This window comes from Paenibacillus sp. EKM10P (assembly GCF_011800655.1).
GTDB classification, from domain to species: Bacteria; Bacillota; Bacilli; order Paenibacillales; family Paenibacillaceae; genus Paenibacillus; species Paenibacillus polymyxa.
In genome coordinates this window covers 24,395-45,676 of sequence record NZ_JAALET010000019.1, presented here as the reverse complement: position 1 = coordinate 45,676, position 21,282 = coordinate 24,395, and the positions used below count along the sequence as shown (strand labels likewise).

The following is a 21,282-nucleotide window of genomic DNA, read 5'->3' as shown; positions in this document are numbered from 1 at the left end:
TAGGAGTGAATGCTCATGGCAAGCGAAGGACTTGTGAAAGGAAAAACGTTCTGGCTTGAAAAATTCAATAATATAAGCGAATTTCGAATCGCAGATCATTTGATTACAAATATAGGTGTAGGTGACCATGGAACAGAGGCATATAAACACAGCCATCCTATCGATGGGGAAGAATACGCAAAGCTTATTGATATATGCAAAAGCTCCAATTGGCTGCTGTATACAAGTTTGCTTGCCGTAACAAAGATCTGTTTAAGCAATTATTCTGGTTCCTCCAGCGTGGTTACAGGTTCGCCTATTCCGAATGAACATGATAACGACCGGCTTATTCCTATATGTTCGGATTGTTCCGACTCGGATAGCTTTAAAGATTACTTGTTGAAGCTAAAAGATATTTTAACGGACGCTTATAAATACCACGCATTGCCTTTGGATGCATTGTTAAGTGAATCGCAAGCGACAAAAGGCAATCTCAGAGCGGAGGATCTTTTCGATACAGTGGTGCTGCTTGAGAATATTCATCCTTTGGGTATGCGCAGCTCAAATAAGCCGCTGATCATTTCTTTTAATAAAAAAGAAAACACTGTGGAGATGAGCTTGGTATTTCAAGATTTTGCACTGGGCAGCCTGTACGCAGAACGGCTATGTAAACATTTCGATACCGTCTTGAAAGCTGTTCTAGACGATATGAATCGGAAAATATCCGAGCTTCAACTGCTTGCACCCGAAGAGTTCGAAGAAATAATGAACGTTTTTAACGATACGAAGACCGAGTTCCCGCAGACAAAGACGATTCATCAAATATTTGAAGAACAAGTACAAAGGACGCCAGATAACGTTGCCGTTATATGTGAAGGCTACAAGTTAACGTACCAAGAGCTGAATGCTCATGCCAATCAATTCGCATGGAAGTTAAGGGACGCTGGAGTGGGGGCGGAAGCTCTTGTCCCCATTATAGTGGATCGGTCATTGGAAATGATGATAGGCATTATGGGGATCTTGAAAGCCGGAGGAGCCTATCTACCTATCGATCCGAACTTTCCAACAGACCGAATTCAATACATGCTGGGAGATTGCGGCGCGGCGCTGCTTGTTACGGTAAAAAAGTATAAGCAGACGATTGAATTTGCCGGCGAAATAATATGTCTGGACGAACGGTACTTCGATGAATATGATAGATCGGATTTGCCGGCTTTCAGTAAGGTAACGGATCTTGCCTATGTCATTTATACTTCGGGCTCAACGGGGAAGCCGAAAGGTGTCATGATCGAGCACCGAAGCGTAGTCAGCCGGATTAATTGGATGAAAAATATGTATCCAATAACGGAACAAGATGTTATTTTGCAAAAAACACCATATACATTTGACGTATCGGTGTGGGAGCTTTTCTTGTATCAAATGGTTGGTGCGAAATTAGTTATGTTGCCGCCTTTCGGTGAAAAGGATCCTGAAATGATTAAACATGCAATTAGCGAGCATGGAGTGACAATCATTCACTTTGTTCCGTCGATGCTGAACGGCTTCTTAGAGCATTTGGAGCATTCGAAGGACAAAGCGGCTTTGAAAAGCTTGAAGTATTTGTTTACTAGCGGTGAAGCGCTAAAAGCAAATAATGCAGAAAAAACGAAACAGCTGATAGGTATAAATGTCGCCAATCTATACGGGCCAACGGAAGCAACTGTCGATGTAACCTACTACAACTGCTGCGATACGGATCAGACAAGAGGAATTGTTCCTATAGGCAAACCGATTGATAATATACAAATGTACATCATCAATCACAACAATCACCTGATGCCAGTGGGCATCAAAGGCGAGATATGCATATCAGGGAACGGAGTAGCTAGAGGGTACTTGAATAAGCCTGAGCTCACGGCGGAGAAGTTTGTTGCTAATCCTTTTGCGAAAGGCGAAAAGATGTATAGGACAGGGGATCTGGGCAGATGGCTGCCAGATGGCAATATTGAATATTTAGGTCGTATGGACGACCAGGTAAAGATAAGAGGGTACCGGATCGAACTGGGAGAAATCGAATCGGTGCTGCAGCAAATTCCTGAAGTGAAAGAAGCAGCGGTTCTTGCAAAAGATGATGGGACGGGAGATAAGCATTTAGCAGCTTATTTGAATTACAAAGTAAACGATTTTTCCCAAGTTAAAAGCTATTTATCTAAAATGCTGCCTGATTATATGATTCCATCACGCTTTGTACGCGTGGAGAGAATGCCCTTAACGCCGAACGGGAAATTGGACCGTAAGGCATTAGCTGCGTTGGACGGTGATGTTCAGACACACAATGAATATATTCCACCCTCTACTGAAACCGAAAAGGGCATGGAGGTGATATGGGAGGAAATTCTTGGGGCCAAGCGAATCGGCGTTCAAGACAGTTTCTTCGATTTGGGCGGGCATTCCCTGAAGGCGATTACCTTAATATCGGCGGTACACAAAAAATGGAATGTCCTAATTCCATTGAAAGATATATTCGATTATCCAACGATTCAGGAGCTGTCACAGAGGGTGGAGGAAGGAAGCCATTCTGCTTACAGCTTCATTCAGCAAGCGGATAAGGCGGATTGCTATCCGGTATCTTCAACTCAAAAAAGGCTGTTGATTTTAAGTCAAATTGATCGTGACGGTAAAAGCTATCATATGCCATGCATGTTAAGCTTGAAGGGTAAAGTGAATAAGCAGCAGTTGGAACATACCTTTCAAACTTTAGTAAATAGACACGAATTGCTGCGTACTTCATTTGAAATACGAAACGATGAAGCCGTACAATTCATTAATGAGCAAGTAGACTTTGAACTTAAGAGCAATAACGCAAACGAGGAAGAAATCGAAGCGCTGCTCGAACGCTTTATTCAACCGTTTGATTTGGGTAAAGCTCCTTTATTCAGAGCGGGGCTGGTTCAGTTCACTGAAGATCATCATCTATTAATGATGGATATGCACCATATCATCTCGGATGGCGTATCCATGAACATTATCGTGAAAGAGTTTATGGATCTTTATCGCGGGGACGAAATTACTCCGTTGGCTGTGCAGTACAAGGACTATGCCGTATGGCAGCAGGAGCAATTGGGCTCAGAAATGATGAAGAAGCAGGAGCAATACTGGCTTCAATTGTTTGAAGGGGAAATCCCGGTAGCAGAGCTGCAGACCGATTATCCGCGTCCGGAAATGCAAAGCTTTGAAGGCAGCAGATTGCGGTTCATGCTGGATGCTCGTCTGACGCAACAAATGAACGAGCTTGCAGAACGGACAGACAGTACGCTGTATATGATCATGCTGGCGGCGTATAACATTATGTTATCCAAGTATACGGGGCAACATGATATAGTCGTAGGGTCGCCGATAGCGGGAAGATCGCATGCCGACGTTCAGAATATGATGGGTTTGTTTGTTAATACGCTGGCTATGAGAAATGCTCCGGTCGGAAGCAAAAGCTTACTAGCGTTTTTGAAAGAGGTCCGGCAGAATGCACTGGCTGCATTCGAAAATCAAGGGTACCCGTTCGAAGAGTTGATAGAAAAGCTGCAAGTAAGAAGGAATGCAAGCCGCAATCCATTGTTCGACACGATGTTTAGTTTGCAGAACATGGATGCCGTAAAGCTCGAGCTGGATGAATTAGAGATTCAGTCTTATCCATATGTTTTGAAGATTGCTAAGCTCGATCTGACGATAGAAGCAACGGAGACGGAACAAGGGATTGAACTGCAATTCGAGTATAATATCAATCTGTTCAAAGGCGAAACGATAGCCAGGATGGGTGGTCATTATGCCAAGATATTGGAAGCGATGGTAGGCAATCCGGAACAGCTGTTATCCGCAATTGAAATGGTTACACAAGAAGAGATTAAAGTCATTGAAGCGTTTAACCATACACAGGCTGAATATCCGCATAATAAGACGATCCAGGAATTGTTCGAGGAGCAGGTTCGGCAGATACCGGATCAAATCGCCATTTTGTATGAAGGGAAGCAATTGACCTACCGAGAGCTCAATGAGCGTGCCAATCAGTGGGCTTCTTATCTCCAGTCGGACTACCACATTCAAGCCGGCGACTTGGTAGGTATTATGATGGAGCGGACGGAGCGTATGCTCGTTGTTCTGATGGGCATTCTGAAAGCTGGGGCGGCCTATGTTCCAGTCGACCCTGCATTTCCTACCGAGAGAATTCAATATATATTACACGATAGCCAGATGAAGCTGCTTATTACGGAAGAGAACTATATGCATATTTTACAGCATTCCGGCGAGCAGTTGGATCATATTGTATTCGAACAGGCGGAGGACAAGGCACACTTAAATTCAACGGATAATAGCAGCAGAATCAACACTTCTGCCGATCTGGCTTATATTATCTACACTTCCGGATCGACAGGCAATCCTAAAGGCGTTATGGTCAATCACCGTAATGTCATTAACTTTTTTGTCGGGATGGATCAGCAGATCCCTTGCAAGAAGGATGATGTATTCCTTTCCGTCACAACCATATCATTCGACATATCCATCTTGGAATTGTTCTGGACATTGACTCGCGGCATGCAGGTTATATTAAGAGCCAGCGATGAATACAAGCTGAATTATGACCGGTATCTGCCTCCGCCTAAAATGGATTTGGATTTCAGCTTATTCTTCTTCTCAAGCTACAATTATCAAGCGGAGAAAGATAAATATAAGCTGCTTATCGAGTCCTCTAAATATGTGGATAAGCATGGTTTTACAGCGGTATGGACCCCGGAGCGCCACTTCCATGAGTTTGGAGGCTTATATCCTAATCCATCCGTCATTTCGGCAGCGCTTGCGATGATTACGGAGAACGTTCAGCTTCGTTCAGGCAGTATTGTGTCACCGCTTCATCCGTCTACTCGAATTGCCGAAGAGTGGTCAGTGGTCGATAACTTATCGAATGGCCGCGTAGGGTTATCCTTTGCCTCGGGCTGGCATGCCGATGATTTTGTCCTTCAACCGGATGCCTATCATAATCGAGCCAAAACCATGTATGAGCAAATAAAAGAAGTAAAAAGTCTGTGGAGAGGCGAAAGCCTATACCAATTAAACGGCAATGGAAAGAAAATAGAAGTACGCACCTATCCAAGGCCGCTGCAACAGGAACTCCCAATCTGGGTCACCACCGCAGGCAATAAGGATTCTTTCGTTCAGGCGGGCAGCATTGGAGCCAATGTATTAACGCATATGCTTGGTCAAGATGTAACTAAGCTTGAAGAAAATATAAACGCCTATCGAAATGCATTAAAAGAAAATGGTTTCCCTGCCGATGCAGGGAAGGTTTCGCTAATGCTTCATACGTTCATTGGCGAGGACATAGATGAAGTAAGAGCTAAGGTGAAGAAGCCTTTCTGCGATTATTTGCGATCCAGTATAAGCTTGGTCAAAAATTTGGCAGAGGAGCTTCAATTAAATATTGACGATTACAATTACTCGGAAGATGAGGTTATTCATTCGTTAATTGAGGTTGCATTCGAGCGATATTGGCAAAGTTCCTCGTTGATGGGTACTCCTGAAAGCTGTATGGAGATGGTGAAGAAGCTAAGCCTTGCGGGAGTCGATGAAGTCGCTTGCTTGATCGATTTCGGTATTCAAGAATCGGAAGTAATGGATAGTCTTCAGCATTTGGTCCAATTCAAAAAATCGTTAGCGCAGGCAGAAGCGGGAGTTTCGGCATTAAAGCCGGTTACGATGATGCAGACGACTCCTTCCAGGCTGAACATTTTATTGAAAGACGATGAGTCTCAGCGGTTCGTCAAATCACTGCAGACGATTCTAGTCGGAGGAGAGCCGTTGCCTGACGAGCTTATCCAACATGTAAGGAAATCTACATCCGCTGAAATCTATAACATGTATGGTCCGACCGAAACAACGATTTGGTCTTCCATACGCAAGGTACAAGGCAAGTCCAATCACAATAATATTGGCCGACCAATTGCGAACACCCAAATGTACATTTTAAATCAGGAGCTTAACCTGATGCCGGTTGGGGCAATCGGGGAAATTTATATTGGCGGAGAGGGCGTTGTCCGCGGATATTTGCATAGAGATGAATTGACGGCGGAGAGATTCGTAGAAGCATCTATAGCCAATATGGGCCCAAGAAGAATATATAGAACCGGTGATTTAGGAAAGCTTCTGCCTGACGGGTCTATCCAGTTCGCAGGAAGAAACGATTACCAGGTCAAAATACGGGGATACCGAATCGAATTAGGGGAAATCGAGAGCGTTTTGCTTAAGCATGCCTTAATTCGGGAAGCGGTTGTAGTCGACTATAACGATGAATCGCGGGAAAAACACTTGGTTGCATTTTATGTATCGGACCACCTGACGGATGCGACTGAGCTTAGGGGCTATCTGAGTAGCAGACTGCCTCATTATATGGTTCCGTCATTGTTTGTACCGCTATCGAGCATACCGCTTACGCCCAACGGAAAAGTAGATCGAGTCACTTTGGAAAACCGCCCGATAGAAGTGCCAGTATCTATGAATCATAACGTTGAAATGCCGAGAAACGAACAGGAAACAATATTGGCGGATACGTGGAAAATGGTTCTTGGCGTTCAGGAGCTTGGCATATATGATGATTTCTTTATGCTCGGCGGCGACTCTATTAAGGCTATTCAAGTATCGTCCCGTTTGCGGAATCACCATTTGGAGCTAGATATACGCGATTTGTTCAAACATCCGACGATCGCTATGCTAAGTCCTCACATCAAAGAAAGCAAGAAAGTGATCGCACAGCATATCGTTGAGGGCGAGGCAATGCTGACTCCTATTCAAAAATGGTTCTTCGATCAATATCAATTCGAAGCGGACCAGCATCACTATAACCATTCGGTCATGCTATTTAGAAAGGCTGGCTTCGAAGAAGGTATTATTGAAGCCGCATTCAATAAAATAGCGGAGCATCACGATGCGCTCCGGATGCTATTTAAACAAGAGGACATTGCCGTTCAGCCTTATAATAGGGGCCTTCAAGGTCAGCTTTATGATCTGCAGACCTATGATTATACGGCAGAAAAAAATGCTGTGGAGCTGTTGCTGCATGCAATGAAGAAGCTCCAAGGCCGCTTATCGCTGCGGCAAGGTCCGTTAGTGCAATTAGGCTTGTTCAAAATGACGGGTGGGGATCACCTTCTCATTATCGTACATCATCTTGTCGTTGACGGTATTTCATGGCGGATCCTGTTAGAAGATTTCGACCGTGGATACACGCAAGCGTTAAATGGGGAGCCGCTGCATTTTTCATCTAAGACGGATTCCTTTAAAGATTGGGCTCAATACCTGAATAAGGCATCCTTTGCTAATGAGATGGATTATTGGAGAAACATAGCCGAGTATCGGGGCAACCCGGTGCCGGAGGATTTCAAGATTATAGAAGATAGAATGACTGACAGTCAGCGTATGTCGGATAGTCTAGAAGCCGAAGAGACGGAGCTATTAACCAAGCACGCCAATAAGACGTACGGCACCGAAATAAACGATCTTTTATTAACGGCACTTGGCAATGCCTTGAAAGAATGGACCCAACAATCGGTAATCAAGATTGACCTAGAAAGCCATGGACGGTTATCCGATCAGCTTGAAATATCAAGAACGGTCGGCTGGTTCACATCCTTATTCCCTGTAATATTGGATGTTTCAAAACCGGATCTCTCAAGCAATATTAAGACCATTAAAGAGATGGGAAGAAGCATACCGAATCTGGGGATAGGCTATGGCGTAAACAAGTATCTATCAGCCGAAGACGGCTTGAGCGATACCGTTGCCTCCGAAATCCTGTTCAACTATTTAGGACAGTTCGATCAGGACATTCAATCGGAAGTATTCGAAGTATCGGATATCGGTACAAGCAATAATATTAGCACCAGCATGAAACGAGTCTATAAGCTTGAAATTAACGGGATGATAAACAAAGGAAAGCTTATCTTCTCCGTTGATTTCAATCGTGCGGCATATAAGGCGGATACGATTCAATTATTCATGTCTAATTTTATGAAGCATTTGAAGGAAATTATCAATCATTGTACAACCAAGCAAGGTATCGAGCTAACCTTAAGCGATTTGACGATAAAGGACCTGCGGAAAGAAGAAGCAGAGCAGTTTTTATCGGACGGCAATATTCAGGATATTTATGATTTGTCGCCAATGCAGAAAGGGATTTTGTTCCATACCTCACATGCTTCGGAATCAGCCGCTTATTTCCAACAGTTTGTGCTGGATGTATCAGGCAGCATTGAGGTAAGGCTTTTTGAAGAAAGTTTGAATTTATTGATCGAAAGACATGAAGTGTTGCGGACGCAGTTCTTGTACCGTAAACATACAAGACCGCTGCAGGTTGTAATGAGACAAAGAAGATCGCCTATTAGTTATCAGGATATTACGCATTACTCTGAGGACGAACAGAACCACTGGATTGAATCGTTGCAAATAAAGGACCGGAAGAGAAATTTTGATCTGGAAAATGACGTGCTATTAAGAATTTCAATTGTTCAAACGTCTGAACAGAGCTATAAGCTCATTTTCAGCTACCATCATATTATTTTGGATGGTTGGGGCATGGCCGCTCTTTCTGAGGAGCTATTCAAGATCTACGATGGTCTTCTTAATAGCAGAAGCATTGAGCTGGGGCCTGTGTATCAGTACAGCCATTATATCACATGGCTATACGGACAGAATAAAGAGGCAGCCGCATCGTATTGGAGCAACTATCTTGAAGGCTATGAGAGAAAGAACATGCTGGGAAGAGCCCAATTGCATGCTGACCAAAGCGATGCGATGACGGATCAATTCCTGAGATTGAGCCCGGACATTACGAATCAGTTGAAACAGTTAGCGATTGAAAACAGGTCGACACTGCATACTGTTGTTGCAGCGGTGTGGGGAGTGCTGCTGCAGAAATTAAATAATACGCAGGATGTTGTGTTCGGCTCTGTCGTCTCCGGAAGACCGACGGGGCTGGAGGGAATTGAGCAGACGATCGGCCTAATCATTAACACGCTTCCGATTAGGGTGCAGTGTGAAGGGGAAATGCGGTTCAATCAGTTGGTAAAGCGTATACAGACTGAATCCTTGGAATCGGAGAAGTATAGCTATTATCCGTTATATGAAATCCAACGAGATTCCGTTCAGCTGGATCATATTCTTGTCTTTGAGAATTATCCTATACAGGAAGGCTTGAAAAACTCAGGCGCTGGGCTGCAGTGCGGGCTTACCATTGCCAATGTGGAAGTGTATGAGCAAACCAACTACGATTTCAACATCATTGTAGAAGCTGAGGAAGGATTAGTATTTAAAATCAGATATAACTCGGCTGTATTCGAACATGCTCATGTAGAGAAAATACTGGAGTACTTATCGAACATCATAAAATCTGTTGTTAATGAATCCCATATTCCTATCCGCCAAATCGATATCAGTAATCCTCAGGAACGGAACCTTTACTTGGACAGCTTGATGGGGGATCTGGAAAGCGAATACGTATAAAGACGAGGAATATCGTTTATAGGAGGATAAGATGCAAAACACCATTCAAAGTAAACTGATCGATTATTTGATAATGTACAAGGATAAAGTGGCAATCGAATATTTGGATCAGATTATAAGCTATGGAGAGCTGGATCAACGATCCGATCTCATTCGCAATTGGCTTATAAGCAGAGGAGCGGGCAACGGGGATTTTATCGGGTTATTAATTGACGATAAGGTCGATTTGATCGTTGCGATTGTCGGGGTTTTAAAGGCGAGATGCGCCATTGTACCTTTCGATTCGGTCTATCCGGTCGAAAGATTAAGAACAATGGTTTTTTCGACTAATACGACTATTGTTATTACGGATGAACAGAATGCCAATGCTTTTGCGGGTGTACTTACATCTCAGAATCAGCAAGTGGCAGCTGCACAGATCGGGGACATCTATCGAAGCGCTGTGCAGCCTCCCGAGGCTTCTATTGAATATCAGCCTAATGATAGGATCTATCTCTATTTCACGTCCGGAACTACCGGCTTGCCTAAAGGAATTATAGGTAGAAATGCGAGCTTATTGCACTTTATTGATTGGGAAATAGCAACGTTATCGATTCAACCGGGGACGCGAATTAGCCAATTCACGTCTCCTTGCCATGACCCTTTTCTACGGGACATATTCGTGCCGCTATGTTCGGGAGGGACGATATGTATCCCGGATAATAAAGTCGTTCTGCTCGATTCGAAGCAATTGCACGCCTGGATTCATGACGCAGACGTTGCTTTAATTCACTGTACCCCAAGCTTGTTTAAAAATATTGTTGTCGGCGTGCAAAATGGGGAGGTGTTTAAAAACCTGTCATATATTTTATTGGCAGGCGAGAAAGTAATTCCGAAGTTATTGGAAAAATGGTACGAGACGGTCGGAAGCCGTGTTCAGCTTATTAACTTATACGGCCCGACGGAAACGACATTGGCGAAGCTATATTATATGATTGAGCCTTCGGATGTAAATCGAGACGCGATTCCCATCGGAAAAGCAATAAAGGGGGCACGGGCTATCCTTTTGGACAACGATGGCAGAATCTGTACGGAAGGTGTTGCCGGCGAAATTTATATTCGGACGCCATTCAGAAGTCTGGGCTACTACAATAATGAAGAATTAACAAAACAGAAATTCACGGTTAATCCCTATAATAATGATCCGGCAGATTTATTGTTCCGTACGGGCGACCTGGGAAGACAGCTTCCGGATGGAAATATTGAATTTCTCGGGAGAGTTGACCGTCAGATTAAAATAAGGGGCTATAGAATCGAGCCTTCGGAGATTGAGTCGATTCTAATGAAAACAAGCGGTGTAGAAGAGGTCGTAGTCACGGCAAGGGAAAGCTCCAATGGCGAGCTCTTTTTGTGCGCTTATGTAGTCGGCGGCGCAGAGGCCCAGAGCTTGAAAGAGCATCTGAAGATGAACGTGCCGGATTATATGGTTCCACAGCACATTATGGCAATAGAAAAAGTGCCGTTGAATGTAAATGGCAAGGTTGATTATAAAGCTTTGCCGGCGCCTCCGAAAGGCGAATATGTTGAGCCTAAAGGCGAAATGGAGAAGAAACTGGCTCAAATATGGGAGGAAATATTCGAAGTTAGTCCAATAAGCAGCGAATCGAGCTTTTTTGAGATGGGCGGTCACTCATTGAATGTGATGGAGCTCGTCTCTAAAATCTATGAGCATTTTGAGATTCAGATATCAATCGGGGATGTGTTTACGAACGGGACTATCAAAAAATTGGCGGCATGCATTGCTAATACCAATGCGACTCAATATGTTCCAATTACTCCGGCCCCGCATAAGCCGCATTATGCTTTGTCATCTGCACAGTATAGCCAGTATATAACGAGTGCATATGGTGGCGGTAATATTATCAACAACATACCTAAGATTATTAAAGTTTCAGGGCCGTTCAACATCGAACGATGTACGGCTGCATTTAACAAATTGATCGATAGGCACGAATCGTTAAGAACCTCTTTTGACGTTGTTAATGGCGATGCCGTACAAATGATTATGCCCGCCGCCAATCTTCAAATTAGTGAATTAAACGGAGCAGATGACATTGAGGAATTGGTGGAGTCATTTATACAGCCGTTTGATCTGAAGTCGCCACCTTTATTAAGGGCAGGGGTACAGAAGATAAGCGACGAGGAGCATTTGCTTATCTTTGACATGCATCATATTATTTCGGACGGATTTTCGTTAAGCATCTTTCTGAAAGAGTTCATCGCACTTTATGATGGCATGGAATTGCCGCCATTGAGCATCCAATACAAGGATTATAGCGAGTGGCAGAAATACCATTATTTTCAATCCGAGCGTTTTAGAACTCAGGAAAATTACTGGAAGAATATGTTTGAAGAAGAAACGAAGGCATTACAGATGCCGACTGACTATCCTCGTGTGAAAGAGCAAATAAGCAAAGGAAAACAGATTCAATTTGTTCTAAGCCAGGAAACAACGAACAAAATAAAAGAGAGACTGACGGAAACCTCCACCACCCTTTATGTATTTTTATTGGCTGCCTATAACGTATTCCTATTCAAGTACACAGGGGAGCAGGACATTACCGTCGGCACGGCCGTTGCGGGAAGACAGCATCCGGATTTAAGAAATGTTCTTGGCATGTTCGTGAATATTTTAGCTTTAAGGAATTATCCAAAAGGAAATAATAGGTTCAGCGATTTCTTGAATGAAGTCAAGGAGAGAACCTTAGAAGCCTTTGATTATCAAGAATATCCGTTCGAAAGATTGCTTGAGGTAGTGCCTGTTCAGCGCCATGATGGCAGACATCCTTTGTTCGATACGATGTTTATTTTGCAAAACGTTGAATTCCCTGAATTTACGACGAAAGACATTACATTTACATCAATGGATCTTCACAACCATATTTCGAAATTTGATTTCAGATTGGAATCTTTTTACAATTATGATCATATTTTATTCAACTTTGAATATAATACTCAAATGTTCAAAGCGACCACGATCGAGAAGTGGGTCGAACATTTTGAAAACATTGTTGAAGCTGTTGTGAATAACTTGGATATCAAGCTGTCCGACATTCAAATCTTATCTGAGCAAGATCAAAATGCAAGTATTTTGGATTTCAACGCTATTCTATAAAACTCAAAAATCAATTAAAAGGTGATAAGCATATGTGCGGAATTGCGGGAATTTATGATATTAGAAATGAGAATAGAATCGAGAAGCATATCATATTAAATATGATCGAAAAGCTGAGCCATCGGGGGCCCGATGGCATAGACTTTTATCAGAACGAACAGGTATCACTAGGCTTTGCCAGACTCAGTATTATTGATTTAACAACGGGGATGCAGCCGATTGCTAATGAAGATAATACGAAAGTATTGATTTGCAATGGAGAGATATTCAACTATCTCGAATTAAGAGAACAGATGGTGGCGAAAGGGCATAAGTTTAGAACGAATTCCGACGTCGAGGTTATTCTACACTTATATGAAGAGTACGGGACGGACTTCGTTAATTCACTGAACGGACAATTTGCTTTTGCTATCTATGATCTGACCAATCAATCCTTATTTTGTGCCCGAGATCATATGGGTATCGCGCCATTCTACTACACGATAGTAGATGGCTTATTTATTTTTGCTTCCGAAATTAAAGCGATTCTGGAGCATCCGTCGGTTCAAAGGAAAGTAGATTTGGTTGCTCTGGATCAGATGATGACTTTCCCTGGATTAATCGCTCCTCGAACTTTTTTTGATAATATTTATAGCCTTGAGAATGGACACCAACTGGAAATCAAAGACGGCCGGGTAAAAGATGATGAATATTGGGACCTCATATATCCTAAAGTCCATGAAATGGAACGGCCGATGGATGAGAGCTATTACATCGAGAAGCTGGATGACCTGCTCACCAAAGCGGTCAAGTATCGTCTGATGTCGGATGTTCCCTTGGCCTTCTATATAAGTGGAGGACTGGATTCTTCCATCATTGCTGCAAAAATTCACGGCATCGATCCGAGCATCAAGTACTCGTTCTCCGTTGCGTTTACAGATAAGATGATTTCCGAATCGAATTATCAATGGTTGATGTCCAGACATGTTCAATCCAATCACTGCGAGGAGATGTTCTCGCCTGCGGATATTTCAACCAGGTTGCGTCAAGCGATCCGGCATTCGGAGAGTGCGCTGAAGGAAACCTATAATACGGCTTCCTTAGTATTGTCGCAAGCTGTCAGAAGAAACAACATCAAAGTGGTGCTGACCGGTGAAGGTGCCGATGAGCTGTTTGCAGGATATGTAGGGTATCGGTTTGACAAAATGAGAGCGCAATCGCCAAGCAATGCAGGCAATAAACCTGATCCGAGAGAGGTTGAAATTAGAAGGAATCTATGGGGAGACGAGAATTTCTTCTACGAGAAACAATACTATGAATACGAATCGACGAAACGAGAGCTGTATTCGAATGAAATAAACAGCTTTTATAGTGATGTCAATTGCTTGAATCATCCGGTCATCAACAAAGAACGGATCGATAACATTGATATACTTCATAAGCGCTCCTATATTGACTACAAATTGCGCTTGCCAGAACATCTGTTGGCGGATCATGGCGACCGCATGGCTTTTGCGAACTCCGTGGAAGCGAGATATCCGTTCCTTGACAAAGACGTTGTTGATTTTGTAAGAGTCATTCCGCCGGACTTGAAGCTGAAGCTTTTCGAGGAAAAATATATATTGAAGCAATTGGCGAAAAAAAATGTCCCTGTCGACATCATCAAGCGGCCTAAATACACATTCGTTGCCCCGGGAAGCCCTGAATTGCTGCGCCAGGATGTCGAGTATATAAACGATCTACTGTCGTACGACAAGATTAAAAGCCAAGGCTTCTTTAATCCTGATACGATCGAGAAACTGAAAAAGCAGTATGTACAGCCAGGTTTCAAGCTGAACTTGCCTTTTGAAAATGATATGCTCATTGTCGCCATTACACTCGGTGTTTTTCTGGATGAATTCAAGATTTCCTGACGTCATTAAAAGGTGGTAATTTGGTTTGAAGACGCTAAAAGTGAAGCCATACAATGACTTATGGTTGGATTGTGTCAACAATAATCTAATCGGCATATTGACTGCACATGACCCTCAGTTTGAGGGTCTGCCATGTTTTTATAAATGGGCCTACACGCTTAACGTCCATCGTGAAGGAGCAGTTGTACATCATAACGACTTGTCTTCACACATTGATGTCATGTTCGAGAGGCCGGATCTAACCTCAATATTTGAGGAAAAGCGCATCATTGTTAACGAGGAACGTGACATTAATAAGCTGGTTTGTACATTGATCGATGACAATTATTATGTATTCCTTAATATGAACCGCTATTACTTCCCTGGCAGCGCTGACTTTAACAAAACGACATTTGTCCATCCATCATTCATTTATGGATACGACTCGGAAGGCTTTAAATTATTAGAGGACTGCGTACAGATTGGAACGATTGATTATTACGAGTTGGATAATACACAGTTTTCCCAATCGTTTCAATCCGCGCTCGGGGATTCTAATGAAGCTATTATTCACTGCGTACGTCTAAGAGATGATTGGTCGAATGGCAAGCTGGAAGTTTCCAAATCGTTAATCGATTCATTATTAACCGACATCTTAGGCACGGAAGCAATGGATAGCCTAGGACAATCCTATAAAGGATTAATTGCCATCAAGAAATATGCTGAAATGTTTAATGAGCAAAATGTTCACCTGCTGGTGGAACCAGAACAATTCATGTGGTTCCTTCAGCAGATTAAAAGAGGCGTTACCATGCAAAAAAGGATCTTGATGCTTTTGAAATATGCATTGGATATAAATTTAATAAGTACCGATTCTTATAATAAGCTGTCTCAGCTATACAACGATCATCATGAATATTGGGTCCTTGTAACGAGTAAGATTGGCCGCGTCATGTATAAGAACTCGCAAAAATATTTTAAATCGAAATTGGAAGAATCAAAAAAGCTGCTCCTAGATTTATATGAGCAAGAGCTTTCGTTAACGAAGCGTTTTCAAGAAGAAATGAACCTATAAACTATAACGGGGGTTTTTACCGTGGAAAATAATGTTGTAGAAAAACTGCTGAAAATCGTTGAGGGACTGTTTAACACTACTGATATTGATATGGAGAGAGATTTTAACGAGTTCGGACTAAATTCCTTGGACTATATTAAGCTGATTGTAGCAATAGAAGATGAATTCGAAATCGAATTTGATGACGATGCATTGACGATGAGAGAAATAAATAAATTCAAAGACTTCGTTAATTTGATTGTCGATATGGTTCAAGCGTAAGCTTTACACGGATATCCATACCAATAACCACTGAGCGGGTGAGACTTGTTGAAATATCAATTTGAGGTTTTTTGCAATGTTTCAAATATCAATTACAGTCAATCGTCACAATATATTAATCAAGTTCAACAGATCATTACGACTGCAGAAAAATATAATTACGACGGATCGCTCTTTCACTTCAATCATTTAATGGTCGATCCGTTTATTCTGGCATCGAATGTTCTGCAGCACACCAACAATTTTGTTCCGATTATTGCCGCTCTCCCCAGTTACAACAGCCCTGTCGCTACTGTGAAAAAGGTACAGAGCCTTACTTATATCTATGGGAAGAAAGTTAATTTGAACATGATTACAGGTGCAGCAAAGCACGAATTGGAGCAAATATCGGATCTGCTGGAGCACCCTTCGCGTTATCAAAGACTTCAAGAATATATTGAGGTAGTAAAGCTATTGCTTGAATCCGATGAGCCAATCGATTACAAAGGTACTTATTATAACTATAATAAGCTTCACCTGGGAACTCCAGTTCCGAAGCATCTTATGCCGGATATATATGTTGCGGGCTCTTCGGATGCAGCTATTCAGCTTGCCGGGAAATTAGCGCAGGTTGCGATGACTCACCCGGGGCCTATAGAGCATTTCAAACAAAATTTCTTGAGTAAAATAAACCATCCATCGCTTAAGGTCGGAATTGAAATCGGAATTATTACAAGAAAAACAAGCGCCGAAGCATGGGAAGTTGCAAGACAACTGTATCCTCAAAGCTTCCTAGGGATGTTGCATACGAAGGTGAAATTAAATTCCGAGTCGACCTGGTTAAGACAGATGGCTGAATTGGGATTGAGCTCGGAGACGCATGATGATGTTTTCTGGATGGGCGCATTTACGAGCGGCGGGCAAAATAATCCGCTCCTGGTCGGCAGCTATGAGGATGTAGCTGCTTATTTTGAAAAGTATCTTCAGCTTGGTGTGAATGTCATCATTCTAACCGAATTAAGATCGGCGGATGAGTTCGAGCATGTGGATCAAGTAATGAAGCTAGTTCGTTCATAATAGGAGGTCAATATGGAGCAGGACAACAATTACCCGCTGTTTGTTCAAGTTAAAACCAAAGCGGAAGAAGACACGTTCGTAAAAATTTATTCTGACTTATGCTTGGAACGCGGAGTTACCTTCGAACCGAAAGAATCGAAAAATTGTATTCGCTTTCTAATGGTGGATGAGAATAATGACAGCATCGGTACCATTGAAGTGTTGCCGTACATTCCAAAAGAGGAAACGAACCTGGAATATTATTATCCGTTCGCGGACCATCCTTCAGTGAAAAATATACAAGAGCGTTCTACGGTATTCGAGCTCGGCAAGATGGCGATCACTGAGAATAAACGAAATCAGGGCTTTCTTTCGAAGTTCGTCGATTTTATGTTCAGATTTTCAAAAAAGTACAAAGTCGACTATTTTGTTTGCGCTATGAATGTCGAGATTTATCGAATTCTACTGCTCAAGCATAAAATCGTTTTTGAGAAGCTGGATAAGAAAATTAACTTCGGTCAATATGGCACCTATCCGGTCATCATTGATATGAAAGCATCGAGCGAAAGAAGCTCGAATTAAGATCGTAAAAACGGTAGAGGAGCAGGTATTCCATGTCTCTAATCATCAAGCTGAAATGGTTTATTAAACAACGATGGATCCATTATTTAATCGGCGTCTCGCTATTAATCATCGCTAATCTAGCGTTTCTGATCCCGCCCAGATTTATTGGCAAAACAATAGATCAAATTCGCAGCGAAACCTTTACGGCCGATAAGTTAAGCAATTCCGTTATTTTACTTGCAACGTTGTCTTGCAGTCTATATGTTATTATTTTCTTTTATCACTATTTGCTGTTTGGAAATGCGATTCAATTAGAGAAGTTGCTTAAAGGCCGCCTAATGAGACACCTGACCCAAATGACGCCTTCCTTTTTCCAGCGAAACCGCACGGGAGAATTAATGGCGCTTGTCAATAATGATATACCATTTATTGCAAACATCGCCGGTGGTGGTGTAATGACACTGGTGTTCACGTTTATCGGGACGGTTATCGTTTTTGTCGCAATGATTGTGTATGTTGATTATAAGTTAATGCTAGCATCGTTGCTGCCCCTGCCTCTACTGGCTTATACGGTAAGTAAGCTGGGCGTTGTCGTTCGAAGACGATTCAAGGATGTCCAGGAAGCCTTTGGTCATATGAATCAGCATGTGATTGAGTCGATTTCCGGTCTGCGCGTCCTTCGTTCCTATGTGCAAGAGCGAAAAGATATTGAGGCCTTTGAACGTGTAACAGACGATGTGATGAAGAAAAACATGAAGGCAGCTTTTACGAACACGTTGATTCAACCCGTTATTATGACTGTGGTTGGATTTAGTTATGTCATCGGCAACGGTTATGGCTCCTATCTCGTATTTCATAATCAGATTACGTTAGGTCAATTGATAACTTTTAACATGTTTTTGGGGTTAATCATTTGGCCTATGGTTTATTTCGGGGAATTCGTCAATATGCTCAAGCAAGGAAGCGCCTCATTAGAAAGGTTGGAGCAGTCTATGGAGCAGCAGCCGGATGTAGTGGACGCTAATGAGCTGGTACCGGTAAGCGTGCCGACAAGTATCGAGATGAAGCAATTAACGTTTCGTTACCCGGGGGCTTCCAGCGACAGCTTGAGAAACGTTTCCTTCCGCATTGAGCAGGGGCAGACGCTCGGGATTGTAGGTCGGACGGGAAGTGGAAAAAGTACGCTGTTAAAGCAATTGCTTAGACAATATATTATCGAGCCGCAGCGACTGTTTATTTCTGATGTACCGATCGAGCAGGTCGCTCTGGACCGGGTGCGCAGTTGGATCGGTTATGTACCGCAAGATCATTTATTATTGTCCAAGAGTATTCGGGATAATATTGCGATGGGCAATCCCGAAGCCACTGATGACGAGGTTCTACGCGCGATCGAGCTGTCCTGCCTGAAGGAAGATATCGAACAAATGAGCGAAGGCTGGGATACGATTATAGGCGAAAGCGGCATTATGCTGTCCGGCGGTCAAAAACAACGAATGGCCATTGCGCGGGCGTTGCTCATCAATCCTGAAATTTTGATTTTAGACGATGTCTTATCCGCAGTAGATGCAAAAACGGAAAGCCTAATCTTAAAAAACATTCGGCAGCAAACGGCCGGCAGAACAACATTTATTACGGCGCATCGACTGTCTGCGGTAAGTCACGCCCATTGGATTGTTGTGCTGGATCAAGGGCAGATCATTGAAGAAGGAACGCATGAGCAGTTGTTGTATCGCAATGGTTGGTATAAAGAGCAGTATGAACGCCAACAAATGGAGGCTTTGAGTGAAGGAAAGGAAGCGCTATGATGATAAAAAAACCTTCCGTCTTGCGAAGATTGACTAGCTATATTTTATTGTTCAGAAAAAAAATGATATTCGCTTTAATTATTTTGCTTATCGCTGTGGCGGCTCAGCTTAGCGGGCCTTATATTACTAAGATGGTTATCGACCGGCATATTAGCTCGATTGTCGAATTGGACTGGTACGAAGCTGGCAATGCAGAAGTGCCGGAAGGGACCAAATATGTAGATTTTCACGATAAAGCCTATATAAGAGCGGATTGGATCGCTACGGATCAGCTGAATCCCGAGTGGACGAAGGTGCAACTTAAACAACAGGATAATACACTTGTTATAACAGCTGCGAATGCTGCTGAAGAAATAAAGCTATCGTCTAATGATGTGGTTACATTCTATAAACATGATGTGAATCCTGTCATACAACTGATAGGACTCTATGCTAGCTTACTGATTGTCGGTGGCTACCTCAGTTTTGTAAGCGGGTACATGATGCAATCTATAGCCTTGCGCGTTGTTCGTAAAATAAGGATAGATGCAATGAAGCATGTTCATCGGATACCCGTTCGCTACTTCGACAATACGCCTGTAGGACAGGTTGTCACAAGGATTACGAACGATACCGAATCGATCAAAGACTTGTTTATGAGCTTTATGAACAATTTCGTTGTTAACGGCGTAAACCTTGTTTGTATCTATACGCTTATGTTCATGCTGGACAAGACGTTGGCTGCACTCTGCTTAATATTCCTTCCGCTGTTCTTTGTTTTAATGAGGCTTCATTTCAAGTTTTCCAAGGGATATTTTCAAGTCATCAGAGAACGTTTGAGCCAAACGAATGCCATGATTAACGAATCTATTTTGGTCATGCCTATCATTAAAGCATTTCGTCGAGAGAAAGAACGTGTAGATGAATTCGAGAAGTTGACGCAGGACAGCTACGTTCATCAAATGAAACAGCTTCGGATTTCCAGCATTTTATCTCAAAATATAACGAACTTTATCGGGGCATTAGCTGTAGTTGCATTGCTGTGGTACTTTGGTAACGCTTCATTGCACACGGCTATCTCATTTGGCGTTTTATATGCGTTTGTTGATTATCTTGGACGGCTATTTGCTCCTATCAACGGTATTTTTGAACAGCTTACAAGTGTTCAGCGTTCGTTAGTATCCGCAGAACGCGTATTTAAGTTTATCGATGAAGACGGGATTGACATGGGAGCTGTTGAAGAGTTCGTCAGACCGGAGGGGCATGTCGCCTTCAATCATGTTTCCTTTGCTTATAAAGAGGAAGAGTACGTATTAAAGGACATTTCTTTCGAAGTGAAAAAAGGACAAACAATTGCAATTGTAGGGCATACAGGATCAGGCAAAAGCTCGATTATGAATTTGCTTCTAGGCTTCTATGAACCGAACAAAGGCTCGATTACGATCGATGGCCGGGATATTGCAAGCATGTCCAAGCAAGAGCTGCGGAAGCATATGGGTATTGTCCTTCAGGATCCTTTTTTATTCGCAGGCGATATTAAGTTTAACGTAAGTCTTTACAATGAAGGTATTGATCTTGAGAGAGTAAAACAAGTGATTCGGGAGGTGGGGGCTGAGGGTTTTGTGAATGGCCTGCCGAACAGTTACGACGAAGAGGTTATTGAACGAGGCAGCACGCTTTCTAACGGGCAGCGTCAACTAATCTCTTTTGCAAGGGCACTGGCTTTTAATCCGGCTATATTGTTATTGGATGAAGCGACAGCAAATATCGATAGTGAAACCGAAGCGATTATTCAAAAGGCACTAAAGGTTTTAGTTAAAAATAGAACGATGTTTATTATCGCGCACCGGCTTTCCACAATCCGTCAAGCGGACTGCATTCTGGTTATGCATAAGGGTGAGATTATAGAGAGAGGAAACCATGACGAACTGATGAGCTTGAATGGCAGATACGCCAATATGGTTAAGCTGCAGGAGAACTCCTTATCCTTGAACAAAAATTCCGAGTATGCAGTCCTTCCAAATTAATTCATATTTA

9 protein-coding genes are annotated in these 21,282 nt (G+C 42.7%); all 9 read left to right on the top strand.

The features are described from left to right. Positions 1 to 15 precede the first annotated feature (15 nt). The 9 genes from HFE01_RS24765 to HFE01_RS24725 are packed head-to-tail and all read left to right on the top strand — an operon-like array spanning position 16 to position 21,272. Complete coding sequence (locus HFE01_RS24765) at positions 16 to 9,501, top strand: non-ribosomal peptide synthetase (protein ID WP_167438756.1); 9,486 nt, start codon at positions 16 to 18, stop codon at positions 9,499 to 9,501. Between the two features lie 31 nt (positions 9,502 to 9,532). Next, positions 9,533 to 12,655 carry a non-ribosomal peptide synthetase gene (locus tag HFE01_RS24760; protein WP_107735206.1) on the top strand — a complete coding sequence of 1,041 codons (3,123 nt, stop codon included), beginning with the start codon at positions 9,533 to 9,535 and terminating at the stop codon, positions 12,653 to 12,655. A 32-nt stretch (positions 12,656 to 12,687) separates the two neighbouring features. Then, positions 12,688 to 14,547: an asparagine synthase (glutamine-hydrolyzing) gene (gene asnB / locus HFE01_RS24755; RefSeq protein WP_107735207.1), complete on the top strand. Its 1,860-nt coding sequence runs from the start codon at positions 12,688 to 12,690 to the stop codon at positions 14,545 to 14,547. Between the two features lie 25 nt (positions 14,548 to 14,572). Then, positions 14,573 to 15,601, top strand: coding sequence for a hypothetical protein (locus HFE01_RS24750; RefSeq protein ID WP_107735208.1), 1,029 nt, complete (start codon positions 14,573 to 14,575; stop codon positions 15,599 to 15,601). 21 nt (positions 15,602 to 15,622) lie between these two features. Then, complete coding sequence (locus HFE01_RS24745; RefSeq protein ID WP_167438757.1) at positions 15,623 to 15,862, top strand: phosphopantetheine-binding protein; 240 nt, start codon at positions 15,623 to 15,625, stop codon at positions 15,860 to 15,862. Between the two features lie 48 nt (positions 15,863 to 15,910). Then, positions 15,911 to 16,918, top strand: coding sequence for an LLM class flavin-dependent oxidoreductase (locus HFE01_RS24740; protein ID WP_167438758.1), 1,008 nt, complete (start codon positions 15,911 to 15,913; stop codon positions 16,916 to 16,918). A gap of 12 nt (positions 16,919 to 16,930) precedes the next feature. Next, a complete protein-coding gene (locus HFE01_RS24735) occupies positions 16,931 to 17,479 on the top strand; it encodes a hypothetical protein (RefSeq protein WP_107735211.1) in 549 nt (182 codons plus the stop codon). Between the two features lie 32 nt (positions 17,480 to 17,511). Continuing rightward, positions 17,512 to 19,266, top strand: a complete 1,755-nt coding sequence (locus tag HFE01_RS24730) for an ABC transporter ATP-binding protein (protein WP_107735212.1) — start codon at positions 17,512 to 17,514, stop codon at positions 19,264 to 19,266. Next, on the top strand, positions 19,266 to 21,272 hold the full coding sequence (locus tag HFE01_RS24725) for an ABC transporter ATP-binding protein (protein ID WP_243208253.1): 2,007 nt from the start codon (positions 19,266 to 19,268) through the stop codon (positions 21,270 to 21,272). The genes HFE01_RS24730 and HFE01_RS24725 overlap by 1 nt, the downstream gene beginning before the upstream one ends. Positions 21,273 to 21,282: the final 10 nt, after the last annotated feature.

Bases quoted from the DNA above. Each gene is read 5' to 3' on its own strand.
- HFE01_RS24725 (WP_243208253.1), top strand. From the start codon at position 19,266: ATGATAAAAAAACCTTCCGTCTTGCGAAGATTGACTAGCTATATTTTA.
- HFE01_RS24730 (WP_107735212.1), top strand. From the start codon at position 17,512: ATGTCTCTAATCATCAAGCTGAAATGGTTTATTAAACAACGATGGATC.
- HFE01_RS24765 (WP_167438756.1), top strand. From the start codon at position 16: ATGGCAAGCGAAGGACTTGTGAAAGGAAAAACGTTCTGGCTTGAAAAA.
- asnB (WP_107735207.1), top strand. From the start codon at position 12,688: ATGTGCGGAATTGCGGGAATTTATGATATTAGAAATGAGAATAGAATC.
- HFE01_RS24760 (WP_107735206.1), top strand. From the start codon at position 9,533: ATGCAAAACACCATTCAAAGTAAACTGATCGATTATTTGATAATGTAC.
- HFE01_RS24735 (WP_107735211.1), top strand. From the start codon at position 16,931: ATGGAGCAGGACAACAATTACCCGCTGTTTGTTCAAGTTAAAACCAAA.